The sequence below is a fragment of the Priestia sp. TRM10 genome, from assembly GCF_057808375.1.
On sequence record NZ_JBJZOT010000015.1, the window covers coordinates 32,751 to 44,562 of the forward strand.

General features: G+C 36.3%; 11 protein-coding genes. 4 read left to right on the forward strand and 7 right to left on the reverse strand.

Annotated features, from left to right (window positions below; all coding sequences use genetic code 11):
• Positions 1 to 7 precede the first annotated feature (7 nt).
• Together ACK3CR_RS17025 and ACK3CR_RS17030 are read right to left on the reverse strand one after the other, a co-directional pair.
• Positions 8 to 814 (reverse strand): uroporphyrinogen-III synthase, encoded by an 807-nt coding sequence (locus ACK3CR_RS17025; protein ID WP_488976203.1) that lies wholly within the window; start codon positions 812 to 814, stop codon positions 8 to 10.
• Positions 815 to 884: 70 nt separating this feature from the next.
• Entirely contained in the window at positions 885 to 2,105 is a 1,221-nt protein-coding gene (locus ACK3CR_RS17030; RefSeq protein ID WP_488975819.1) for an MFS transporter, read from the reverse strand.
• Between the two features lie 477 nt (positions 2,106 to 2,582).
• Here ACK3CR_RS17030 and madL point away from each other — a divergent pair, with 477 nt between their 5' ends.
• The 3 genes from madL to ACK3CR_RS17045 all read left to right on the forward strand — a co-directional run bounded on the left by madL (position 2,583) and on the right by ACK3CR_RS17045 (position 4,332).
• A complete protein-coding gene (gene madL, locus ACK3CR_RS17035) occupies positions 2,583 to 2,960 on the forward strand; it encodes a malonate transporter subunit MadL (RefSeq protein ID WP_243519491.1) in 378 nt (125 codons plus the stop codon).
• A gap of 31 nt (positions 2,961 to 2,991) precedes the next feature.
• Entirely contained in the window at positions 2,992 to 3,750 is a 759-nt protein-coding gene (gene madM / locus ACK3CR_RS17040) for a malonate transporter subunit MadM (RefSeq protein ID WP_243519489.1), read from the forward strand.
• A 183-nt stretch (positions 3,751 to 3,933) separates the two neighbouring features.
• Positions 3,934 to 4,332, forward strand: coding sequence for a Rok-like winged helix domain-containing protein (locus tag ACK3CR_RS17045; RefSeq protein WP_019392667.1), 399 nt, complete (start codon positions 3,934 to 3,936; stop codon positions 4,330 to 4,332).
• A 185-nt stretch (positions 4,333 to 4,517) separates the two neighbouring features.
• On the opposite strand, the gene pepF is transcribed toward ACK3CR_RS17045, so the two are convergent.
• The 3 genes from pepF to ACK3CR_RS17060 form a co-directional block, all read right to left on the reverse strand.
• The gene (gene pepF, locus ACK3CR_RS17050) at positions 4,518 to 6,296 is read right to left on the reverse strand and encodes an oligoendopeptidase F (RefSeq protein ID WP_488975820.1); all 1,779 of its coding nucleotides are present in this window, start codon (positions 6,294 to 6,296) and stop codon (positions 4,518 to 4,520) included.
• A 155-nt stretch (positions 6,297 to 6,451) separates the two neighbouring features.
• A complete protein-coding gene (locus ACK3CR_RS17055; RefSeq protein ID WP_328124605.1) occupies positions 6,452 to 6,985 on the reverse strand; it encodes a DUF420 domain-containing protein in 534 nt (177 codons plus the stop codon).
• Between the two features lie 172 nt (positions 6,986 to 7,157).
• Positions 7,158 to 7,397, reverse strand: coding sequence for a hypothetical protein (locus ACK3CR_RS17060; protein WP_124048790.1), 240 nt, complete (start codon positions 7,395 to 7,397; stop codon positions 7,158 to 7,160).
• Positions 7,398 to 7,613: 216 nt separating this feature from the next.
• Here ACK3CR_RS17060 and ACK3CR_RS17065 point away from each other — a divergent pair, with 216 nt between their 5' ends.
• On the forward strand, positions 7,614 to 9,302 hold the full coding sequence (locus tag ACK3CR_RS17065) for a methyl-accepting chemotaxis protein (protein ID WP_488975821.1): 1,689 nt from the start codon (positions 7,614 to 7,616) through the stop codon (positions 9,300 to 9,302).
• A gap of 42 nt (positions 9,303 to 9,344) precedes the next feature.
• Here ACK3CR_RS17065 and ACK3CR_RS17070 read toward each other — a convergent pair whose 3' ends face one another.
• Both ACK3CR_RS17070 and proB read right to left on the reverse strand, forming a co-directional pair.
• Positions 9,345 to 10,607 carry a glutamate-5-semialdehyde dehydrogenase gene (locus ACK3CR_RS17070; protein ID WP_488975822.1) on the reverse strand — a complete coding sequence of 421 codons (1,263 nt, stop codon included), beginning with the start codon at positions 10,605 to 10,607 and terminating at the stop codon, positions 9,345 to 9,347.
• A gap of 63 nt (positions 10,608 to 10,670) precedes the next feature.
• On the reverse strand, positions 10,671 to 11,795 hold the full coding sequence (proB, locus tag ACK3CR_RS17075) for a glutamate 5-kinase (RefSeq protein ID WP_410915099.1): 1,125 nt from the start codon (positions 11,793 to 11,795) through the stop codon (positions 10,671 to 10,673).
• Positions 11,796 to 11,812 lie beyond the last annotated feature (17 nt).

Genomic DNA, 11,812 nt, shown 5'->3' on the forward strand with positions numbered 1-11,812 from the left:
CCTTTTTTTATTTTTTGTAGTGTTCGCCAAGTTCGATAATGAGAGCACCCATTCTTTCTTTTTCAGGTACAACAATATTCCGAATTCCCTCTTCTCGACAGGCTTCAGCGGTAATTTTCCCAACTGCCCCAGCAACTATTTCTTTGCCAAAACACGCTCGTAACCTATCATTCATTCCTATTTCTTTTGCAACATCAAAGAGAGCACGAACTTGGATTGCTGTTGTAAAACATACTGCATCAATTTTACCTTCTATAATCTCTCTACAAAGCATTTCAACAACGCTTTTCTCTGGTGCTATATGTTCATATGGAAGAAGTTCAAGGACAGTAGCTCCCTGTGATTCCAATGACTGGATAAGGCGAGGCGCTTTTTCGCCGTGAAGCTGTACAACTACTTTTTCCCCCTTAAAGCTATATCCTTCTAGAGCACGAATAAGCCCTGCAGTTGTGCCATCTTCATCAACGGCATTTACTTTAATATGTAATTTTTTTAACGCTGAAAATGTTTTATACCCTCTTGTTCCAATCTTTGCCTCTTTTACTCTATTTAAAAACTCTTCTTTCATTCCTAATTTCTCCGCCATTCCAACAAGCGTTTCCGTTCCCATACCCGTTGTGAAAAGAAACCAATCTGCTCCTTCTTCTATAACGGTACGCAGTGGCTTTTCTATACTTTCTTCTGCTAAAAAAACGGTACCTTGAAGAGATCGAACAAGAGGAATCCCTCCTTGTTTTTCAATAATAGTGCTCATTTCTTCTGTTTTTCTAGATCCTGCGATTACAATTTTTTTCCCTTCTAATCCTTTTCCCATCATATCCCTCTCTTCTCTTTTTTTCTATCTTATCACAGAAAACAACACAAAAAACCTGCATAAAGCAGGTTTATGCAGATGTCTTTTCTTTTTTAGCTGGTAAGATAGGCATAACTTTATTATAGCGATAGTTTACAAGAGCAGCAGCACAAATACCTACAACAGAAAGGCAAGCATCAAATATAAAGATAATGGAGATATGACCAGTTTGTGACATTTTGCCTGTTGCAAGAGGTAAAAGAATAGATGCTAAGCCTGCAGCTGTTGCGACAATACCTGTAACAGTTCCTTTGTTCTTATAGAAAAACTGCGTCATTACTGTGATTGTGAGCTGAAAAACACCAGCAGTTGAAAAACCTAAAAAGAAAGAAGCTACGATAACAACAGGAACAATATGCACAGTTAAAAGAGTGACAACCGCTGCTAGCGTGATAAGTGGATAAACTAGTAAAACACGAACAGGTTTTACTATATTTTTTAAAAGAAAAGCAAGAATAAGAACTGAAATGAGAGCTCCAATGCTATAGTAACTTAGAAGTTTAACAGAAGCTGTATCTTCCATTCCAAGCACATCTTGTCCAAAAGTTGGCAACCAAATTTGAGCAACTGTGAAAAGAGCGGTTGATGTAAACCCAATCACAACAAGAGCTGCTCCCTCTTTCCACATATTCGGTTCTTCTTTAAACACTTCTTCTTCGTTAGAACCCCTCTTCCCTTCCACAACCATTTTATGATGATTTGGAAACGGAACAAAAAATAAAAAGAGCATATTAACGAAATAAATGAGAGCTGGAATGAAAAATGCGTATCCGTAAAAAAGATCTCGATTAGCAAAAAAAGCAATCATATATGGAAGCAGAGCTGCTCCAATTGAAATAAAGGCTTTTACAAGAACGCTTGCTGAACCAGGAGATTTTGGAAATACTTCAATAAGAGCGGGATACGTCCCTGCATCCATAGCAGAATTTGCAATCCCTGCTAAAATAGCAAATATAAAAGCTATTTGATATGTAGGCGAAAGTGGAATCGCAACTAAAAAGACAGCCATTAATAAGCTTGATGTAATGATAAGCGGTTTTCTTCCAAATTTATCAGATAAAACGCCTGCTATCCAGTAAGATAAAAGCTTTCCTATTCCAATAGCTGAGATAATATAACTAATTCCTGCGCCATCTGTATTAAGCTGACGCGTTAGAAAAGTCATATTGGAAGCTAACATAATGTTAACCATTCCAAGTAAAAAGTAGTTCACATACATTCCAAAAGCTGCATTCATATAACTGTTTTTCATAGTACACTCCCCTAAATTAATAAATGTACAAAAAAATAAACCTCCTTTGTAAAATTAATTTCTATTATTCTAAAAACAACGCACATTTTAAAGCTGTAACGTATAGAATAAGTATGGGTGAAGATAGTTTGAAGAATGATTATCAATGTTAAGCATCTGCCCATTATGGCAGGTTTTTAACATGATAACATTCTTCTTTACATAAATAAAGAAGGTGTTACATAATTAAGCAAAGCTTTTTAAAACCCTTTCATGCTCCAAATATCCCATTATAAAAGATATTTTATCTTCTCTTAGGACATCCTCTGTTAAACTATAATTAAAATATTTTTCTCCATCCTCTTGAAATTAACTTAATTTTCAATTAATTTATAGTTATGTGTTTTCTCTTACAATGTCATATCACAAATTGAGAAGTTGCTTCTTTTGCCAAACTTTTTTAAAAGCGCTTTCACATCGATAACAAGGGGGAGAAAAATGGTCATTTACGGTGTTGCTATTCTTGCAATTAGTATGCTTATTGGTGTTTCAGCCGGAGAGCTTATTGGAACTCTTATCGGAATTGATTCTAACATTGGTGGAGTCGGGCTTTCTATGATAATTTTAATTGTTGCGGTTAACTTACTATCAAAAAAAGGAAGGTTAAAAAAGCCCTCTCAAGATGGGATCGCATTTTGGAGTGCTATTTATATTCCTATTGTGGTAGCAATGGCAGCTCAGCAAAATGTTGTAGCAGCTATTAAAGGAGGTCCACTGGCTGTTTTAGCAGGAGTGCTCGCTGTTTTGATTAGTTTTGCCGCCGTTCCAATCCTAAGTAAAAGTAATAAACCTAAAAAAGAAAGCGCTTCCAAATAAAAATGTCCTAAGATAAGGAGCTGAATTATGGATGGAAATCATTAAAAATGTATTAATTGAAAACAACCTTGTGACAGCTTTCGCCCTCATTGGCTTTACAATGTACTTATCTTACTTCATATCCACAAAGCTCACACGTGGGAAACTTCACGGCTCTGCTATTGCCATTATGATTGGTCTTCTTCTTGCTTATTATGGAGGAACCGTAACAGGAGGAGAAAAAGGACTTGCTGATATAAGTATTTTTGCTGGGATTGGCATAATGGGTGGTGGCATGCTGCGCGATCTTGCTATTATTTCAACAGCTTTTGGTGTGAATTTTAATCAAGTTAAAAGCGCGGGTGTTATTGGGTTCATTTCTTTATTTATTGGCATTTTCCTTTCCTTCTTTATTGGTGTCATTGTTGCTCTTTCATTTGGCTATTCAAGCCCTGTAGACATTACAACAATTGGCGCTGGAACAGCTACTTATATCGTTGGGCCTGTAACAGGATCAGCACTTGGAGCAAGCTCTGAAGTTATTACACTCAGCATTGCAGCAGGGCTTATAAAATCTATGCTCACAATGATTTTCACTCCATTTGCAGCTAAATTTATCGGACTTAATAACCCTCGTTCTGCGATGATTTTTGGTGGACTTATGGGAACAACAAGTGGTACAGCAGCAGGGCTTGCAGCAACAGATCCAAAACTTGTTCCTTATGGAGCAATGACTGCTACATTTTATACAGGACTAGGCTGCTTATTGTGTCCATCTCTTTTATACTTTATTATTCAACTTACTTTTTAACTTTTTGTTGATAATCCTCAATAAAAGCAAGAACGTTTTCTCATAAAAAGAGAGCGTTCTTGCTTTTTTATATACGAAAGCTCTCCTTCAAACTCTCTGTTATGAAATTGTACATAAAATACATTTATTTTATACACAATTTTTCTCATAAATGTTACAATGATGAAACGGAGGGATTTTAACATGACTCGCGAAAGGACTATATTGTTAAAAAAACTTGAAAAGCTAAACCAGTATGAGCAAAATGTGTTGGAAGAAATTCAAGAAGAGCGAAACGCATTAAAAAAGAGACTAAAAGATTTAGACTACATTGAAGGTCGCCATTTTGTGCCTTCACACGTAACCATTAACAGAACCTCTCATAAAAAAATGGAGGCTTATTACGAGGCTACACAACTATTAAAGAACAACCCTGAAAAAGTATTTTTAGCTAAAGAAATTACGGCACATGTTGAACAAGAAACAGGATATAAAATTTCACAATTTGCTTACTTTTATAAAAAGTTGCAAGAAATTGATCCAAATATTATGCGGATTCGACGTGGGTGCTACGGCTATAAATCTGAAAAAAGCACTTGGTAGTAGCTCGTATACATATTTTACATAACAAACACGTATAAACACCGTCTCTTTTGCTCATGAAAGAAAGAGAGGAAAATATATTCCTCTCTTTCTTTCTGCTATATGTTCTACCCCCTACAACCTCCGCTTTTTCTTCATCACTAATTCTTCGCTCAAAAAAACAGAGGTCTACAGACCTCTGTTTTTTATTCTTTTGAGAACTCTTTGACAAGACCGCTAAATACATTTAGCGCATTGCGAATTGGCTCTCCCTCTTCTAAATCAACGCCTGTTCTTTTTAGCAAGTTAAGCGGATAATCAGAGCTTCCGCTTTTTAAAAATTCTAGGTAGTTGTTTTTCGTTTCTTCATCGCCTTTAAGAAGACGGTCTGCAATATGAATGGCTGATGCGTAGCCTGTTGCATACTTGTAAACATAGAATGGACGGTAAAAGTGAGGAATACGGCTCCATCCGTATTTCACTTCATCTCCAAGCTCCAAACTTTCTCCGTGGTAGCTTCCAAAAAGTTCTTCATATACTTCATTAAAAGCTGAAGCATTAAGAGGTTCTTCTTTTTCTGCTTTCTCGTGCACAATTTTCTCAAATTCAGCAAACATAACTTGAGTAAAAAATGTTCCTTTAAACTGATCAATAAAATGATGTAGTAAATAACGTCGCTTCTTATCATCTTTTTCATGATCAATAAGGTGATGCATAAGCAAGACTTCATTCACAGTTGAAGCTACTTCCGCTACAAAAATAGAATATCCTGCCGTTATATGTGGCTGATGTTTATTTGAATAATAGCTGTGCATTGCATGACCCATTTCATGCGTTAATGTAAACAAACTATCTAAGTCATTGCGGTGGTTTAGAAGAACGTAAGGATGCACTCCATATACTCCAATATTGTAAGCTCCAGAACGTTTCCCTGGTGTTTCATGAACGTCAATAACACCTGCAGCCTTCATTTCTTTTAATTGACTTACATAGTCTTCTCCAAGCGGACTTAACGCTTTTAACATCATTTCGTATGCTTCGTCATATGAGATATCGTACTTTACTCCTTCTACAAGTGGAACCCCTAAATCATACGGGCGAAGGTCGTTTACGTTCAAAATCTTTTTCCGCTCTTTTGTGTAAGCATGCAAGGCTTCTTTGCCTTCATGTGCTGCTTGAATGAGCGTCTCATATACTTCTTTTGGTACTTTGTCGCCAAAGAGCGCTTTTTCTAAAGCAGATGGATAGTTTCTTAACTTTGTCAATTTGACGTTGTTTTTCACCGCAGCTGAAAGTGTTGAACCAATTGTATTATGAAGACCTATATATGGTTCATAATAAGCTTCATACGCTTCTTTTCTTTTTTCTCGATCGGAACTTTTGCTTAATAATGCATATTTTCCACGTGTTAGGCGCTCTTTCTCTCCTTTATCATTTGTAATATATCCGAATGTAATGTCTGCATTATTAATCATCCCATACGTATTGCGAGGAGCTTGCAGTGCCTCCCCCATTTCAGAGAGAAGCGCCTCTTTCTCTGCAGATAACACATGTTCTTTATATCGATACGTATCAAATAAATCTTCTTCAAAATATTGAAGTCCCTCTTCTTGCTTAATATACGTAGAAAGTGTTTGCTCATCTAAACTAAGAAGAAAAGGTGTAAAAAAAGACGTAGCGCTGCTTAGTTTTACGCCAAGCTGCTGCACTTTTGAAAGCCTTGCTTGTGACTCGGCAACTCTTGTATCTTCATCATGAGAAAGCATTGCATAAACATAAAGCTTACTATATTTTTGAGAGATTTCTTCTCCTTTTGTTAAGTATGTTAAAAGTTCTTTTGCATTTGTAATATTTCCTTGATAGTGTTTGATATCATCAATACGAGTGGAAACTTCTTCATAGCTCTTTTTCCACCCTTTTTCAGAAGAAAAGATATGTTCTTTTTTCCATTTCTCGCTTTCTGGAATGCTTTTTGTTTCTACCATAACAACACTCTCCTTATGTATGTATTCTTCTATTTTACGTTTTTTTGGAAAAGAAAAAAAGAATACTGCTTCTTAGTTTATGCGTTACTTCCTTTACCATATCCTTAAAGGAAGATAAAAAAACACGAAAAACTTTTGTTTTTCGTGTTTTCATCTTAATAATAAGGAGAAATCATTAAATATACAATAACCCCTGTAAGACTTACATAAAGCCAAAGTGGCATTGTCCATCTTGCAATTTTTTTATGACGCTCATCTTGTCTGCTCAATCCACGTAGAAGTGTAATAAGAGCAAGTGGGACAATAGCAGCTGAAAGCGTAATATGAGTAATAAGAATAAAGAAATAGACGTACTTGATAAATCCTTCTGCTGGGAAGTGCGTGTTTGGAGCAATAGCGTGATACGTAACATATGAAATTAAGAACAAAAACGTTGTTGTAAAGGCCGCAAAAATAAAGCGTTTGTGCGCCGTAATGTTTCGCTGCTTAATCATAATAAGAGCTGAAAGCAAAAAGATAAATGTAAAACTATTTAATACAGCATTTAACAATGGTAAGAAGGTAACATCGAGATGACTGAACTGCTCAAGCTTTGGCATAAAGAAAAGAAGAGCAATAAGTCCGTTAATGACGATTGTCAGCGTCACAACAATCCCAGTATAATTTTTTTGACTCTGTGTGGGTTTCATTCCTGTAACTCCTTTGAAATAGTGTGCTTCTCAAATATCGTATTGAATAAAAAGACAAGTGTCAACAAATAGCCTTGAACGTTTTAAAATCCTTCACAATTTTTCCTTTTCTCTCCCTTTCTCCTCTTTATTCTACACACTTTTCTCTCTTTTCATAGAAAAAGCTTATGACTTAAGAATAAGCCATAAGCTTCTGCGATTTATAACTGTTGCGACTTATAATAATCTTCCTGTAAAGCGCGATTACTTTTCGATTTTCCGCTTCCCACTTCTCATTCTCGATTGGTGGAACAAAGTACTTTTTTCTCATGTATGTGAGCAAATGTGATAGTTTTAAAAACTTGATAGCATGTGTTGTTTTTAAAAGAAGCACTTCTTCATACTGTTTGTTAATCATTGAAAGAGATAACAAATAATCTCTCCTTTTTATTTTGCCTTGACATCTATTGTAACGCTTAAAAATACTTCATGCAACAAGCAAGGAAAAGATTGGTTATAAATATATATATAACTTCTCTAAAGTAGGAATAAATAACCTTGTTTTTTTAAAAATATACCCCCTATAACACTCTTTAAAATTACATACTTTTGTACGATAAAAGAAAAAAAGAGAAAAGGGGTTTTAACAGTGTTAAAGTTAAAGCTGGGGACGAAAATTAATCTTTTAGTTTTTTGTATTGTATTTATATTTTGCAGTTTGATTGGCACCGTATTTTTCCACATTATTACCGATGATATAAAAGAAATTGCTACACAAAAAGCCCAAGGGGATTTAAAAATTAGCTATTCTTATTTAAGCAGTCGTTATAAAGGTGAATGGACTCTAAAAAAAGATGGGTTATATAAAGGGAAAACTCGGATGAATGGAAATTACGATATTGTCGATCAAATTGGAAATCTAACGGGAGATACTGTGACGATTTTTGAAAAAGAGGTTCCTGTTACATCTAACGTTATGATTAACGGAAAGCGGGCGATTGGGACGAAGCTTGATCCTAAAGTAGCGAAAACGATTTTCGAAGACAAAAGACGTTTTTATGGGGAAGCAGACATTGTTGGCGTTCCTTATCAGACCGCATATATGCCTATTCGAGCTAAGAATGGAAATATTATTGGTATTTTTTACGTTGGAGCAAATCAAGATATGATCAAAGAAACAACTCGATCATTTTTTCTTCTTTTCACATGCACTGTTCTCATTATTTTAATCTTATCAGGGATTGCCACTTACCTTTTTACTAATAAAATGAAAAAGCGTCTGAATAAACTTTCTGCTGCTTTTGAAAAAGCTGGAGATGGAGATTTAACAGTAGAATTACAAGATACAACCCATGATGAGCTGACAGCTCTTGCTGATAGTTTTAATAAAATGAAAGAAAATTTACATACGATGATTAGAAAGATTTCGCGCACGTCTGAGCAAGTCGCTTCCTCTTCTGAACAGCTAAAAAACGGAGCACAGGAAGCAAATGAAGCAACTGTTAAAATTACTGAATCCATTCAACTTGTTGCTCATGCTTCTGAAAACCAAATGGCAAGCATGATGGAAAGTGAACAAGCTCTTGAAAACGTCACAGTAGGAATTGAGGAAATTGCAGAGGGTTCTAAAATAATGGCAACGAAAGGAAAACTAACAAACGAACTGGCTTCAGAGGGACGCAATCTAATTGAGTCTTCTTCCTTTCAAATGAAGACAATTGAAGAATCGGTTTTACAAAGCAAACAGGCTATTCAGCTTTTAAATAGACGATCAAAAGAGATTGAAGAAATTTCTGCCTTTATTACAGATGTTGCGAGCCAAACGAACCTGCTTGCTTTAAATGCTTCTATTGAAGCGGCAAGAGCTGGAGAGCATGGTAAAGGCTTTGCAGTTGTTGCTGAGGAGGTTCGCAAATTAGCAGAACAATCTCAGCAGTCTGCTGCTCAAATTTCAAATTTTATTAAAGAAATTCAAAAAGAAATTGTGGCTACCGCTCAATCCATTCATCATGTAAAAGAAGATGTCCAAAATGGATTAACGCTTGTTAGAAAAACAGAAGATACATTCCAAGAAATTACGTCTTTCACAACAAAGCTTGAGCAAACAATCACAAACTCTGCCTCTATTACAGAACATATGACTTCTCATACGCAGGAAGTAACGGCAACGGCTTCCTCCATCACAGAGGTTGCAAAGGAAAATGCTGATCATGTTCAAAGTGTGGCAGTTCTAACAGAGGAACAGCTCGCTTCAATGGATGAAGTTAATGCTTCTGCTCATTCTCTTTCAAAAGTAGCGACAAATCTTCAAAAACTTGTGACGCATTTTAAAATATAAGAAAAACCACCCTATTTGGAGGGTGGTTTTCCTTTATTAATATTAACGAATTTGCCCCGTACCGTTCATCACATATTTTACGGTTGTAAGAGCTGGAAGACCCATTGGACCGCGCGCATGTAGTTTTTGCGTCGAAATCCCAATTTCTGCTCCAAATCCGAGCGCTCCACCGTCTGTGAATCTTGTGGAAGCATTATGATAAAGAGCTGCAGCATCTACAAGTGTTGTAAATTTGTTCGCTGCTTCTTCATTTTCAGTAATAATCGCTTCCGAATGTTTTGTACCGTATTTTTCAATATGCTCAATTGCTTCATCAATGTTACTTACGACTTTAATAGCAAGATCTAAACTTAAATATTCTTCTTTCCAGTCTTTCTCTTCTGCTTTATATCCATCGTTAAAAACAGCAAGCGCTTTGTCATCTCCATGAACAGTAATTCCTGCATCAGAAAGAACTTTTTTCAGTTCTTTTTGATAATTTTGCAACCATTCTTCATGGAGGATGAGCGTTTCTGCTGCGTTACATACAGCAGGACGATCTGTTTTAGCATTAATGATAATATTTAAAGCTTTTTCAACTTCTGCATCACGATCAACGTAAAGATGACAATTTCCTACTCCTGTCTCTAGTACCGGAACGCTTGCATTGTTCACAACAGTATTAATAAGTGAAGCTCCTCCACGTGGAATAAGCACATCAATTTCATCTTTCATTGTAAAAAGTTCGCTCGTTGCTTCTCGGTTTGCGGTTGAAATAAATTGTACAGCATCGCGTGGGATTTTTGTTTGATCTAGAGCCTCATGAATCACATCTACGATAGCTCCATTCGAATGAAGAGCTGATGAGCCACCTTTTAAAATAATGGCATTTCCTGATTTTAAAGCAAGACCTGTTGCATCAACCGTTACGTTTGGTCTTGCTTCATAAATCATCCCAATAACCCCAAGCGGTACACGAACTGTTTTAACACCAAGACCATTATCAAGTGTCCAGCTTGAAAGTTCTTCTCCAACAGGATCGTCGAGCTTGGCAACATTTCTAAGTCCCTCCGCAAATTCATGGACTCTTTCTTTTGAAAGAGCTAAACGATCCATAAAAGCTTCCTCAAAGTTTTGCTCGCGTCCTTTCTGTAAGTCACGCTCATTTGCCTCTAAAATCTTTTCATAATTTTCTTCAAGATGTTGAGCTAATGTTAGCAATGCTCTGTTCTTTTCATCTGTTGTTAATAAACAAAGAGTTTTTGCTGCCTTTTTTGCTTTTTTCCCTTGTTCTTTTACGTTTGATACTTCTTTTGTTAACGTCATGTGTAAAGTAATGCCTCCTAATTTTTTATTTCATAGAATAATCGAACTATATTTACAGCTAAGCTATATTTTAATTGGCGTTATTACTTCTTTATGACAAACTAAGTCTTCAAACTTTACGGCCGCTTCTTTTGCTTCAAGAGCTTCAAGATCTCGGCAAAGCGTTAAATCCTCAGAAGAGTAATTTACAATGCCAAGGCCAATCGCTTCTCCATTCAAATCAGTAATGCGTACAACGCTTTTGCTTTGAAATGTACCTTCAACGCTATAAACATGTGTAGGAAGCAAACTTTCAGAGTTTTCCAAAATCTCTTTCTTCCCTTGTTCATCAACGGTAATTTCTCCTTCAGGACCTGAATTAAAAGCAATCCATTGTTCCTTATGATTTAAGTTTAGCGCTCCTTCTGCACATGTAAAATACGTTCCTTTTGCTTTATTTTGGACAGCATCGTCCAAAATATTTGAAACTCCTGCCTTACCAAGGAAAGTTGGAATACCGGAAGCATTTGCAATCTTAACTGCCTCAATTTTAGATTTCATACCCCCGGTTCCAACACTGCTACCTGAACCACCAGCAGCTGCTTCAATTTCTGGTGTGATTTTGTCAACGGTGCGTAAAAGCTTAGCATCTTGGTTGTTATGTGGATTGTCGTCATAAAGTCCGTCAATGTCGGAAAGAATGATGAGTAAATCTGCATTAACAAGACCTGCTACTTTAGCTGATAGCGTATCGTTGTCACCGAATTTTAAGCGATCAACTGTTACCGTATCGTTTTCGTTTACGATTGGTACAATTCCGCGTTCAAGCAAGATACTTGTTGTGTTACGCACGTTATTATAGCGAGTTTCGTCTGAGAAATCGTTTCTCGTAATTAAAATTTGTGACGTAACATAACCGTGTGATAGAAAAAGCTCTGAATAAGCTTCCATCAATAATCCTTGCCCTATTGATGCGGCTGCTTGTTTTTCAGGTAAAGAACTTGGACGTTCAAGACATCCGAGCTTGCGATAACCCGCCGCAACTGCTCCAGATGAAACAAGCAATACTTCATGTCCCTGATCTTTTAATTGCACAACTTGGTCAACTAATTTTTCTAATTTTCTTCTACTTATTTCTCCATGTCTACTTGTTAGTGAACTGCTTCCAATTTTTATGACAACCCGTTTTACGGTGTCTAATGACATCATCTCACTCCTGTTTTATA

Coding starts and splice junctions, on each gene's coding strand:
- madM (WP_243519489.1), top strand. CDS start 2,992: ATGGAAATCATTAAAAATGTATTAATTGAAAACAACCTTGTGACAGCT.
- pepF (WP_488975820.1), bottom strand. CDS start 6,296: ATGGTAGAAACAAAAAGCATTCCAGAAAGCGAGAAATGGAAAAAAGAA.
- proB (WP_410915099.1), bottom strand. CDS start 11,795: ATGATGTCATTAGACACCGTAAAACGGGTTGTCATAAAAATTGGAAGC.
- ACK3CR_RS17055 (WP_328124605.1), bottom strand. CDS start 6,985: ATGAAACCCACACAGAGTCAAAAAAATTATACTGGGATTGTTGTGACG.
- ACK3CR_RS17030 (WP_488975819.1), bottom strand. CDS start 2,105: ATGAAAAACAGTTATATGAATGCAGCTTTTGGAATGTATGTGAACTAC.
- ACK3CR_RS17070 (WP_488975822.1), bottom strand. CDS start 10,607: ATGACGTTAACAAAAGAAGTATCAAACGTAAAAGAACAAGGGAAAAAA.
- ACK3CR_RS17045 (WP_019392667.1), top strand. CDS start 3,934: ATGACTCGCGAAAGGACTATATTGTTAAAAAAACTTGAAAAGCTAAAC.
- ACK3CR_RS17025 (WP_488976203.1), bottom strand. CDS start 814: ATGGGAAAAGGATTAGAAGGGAAAAAAATTGTAATCGCAGGATCTAGA.
- madL (WP_243519491.1), top strand. CDS start 2,583: ATGGTCATTTACGGTGTTGCTATTCTTGCAATTAGTATGCTTATTGGT.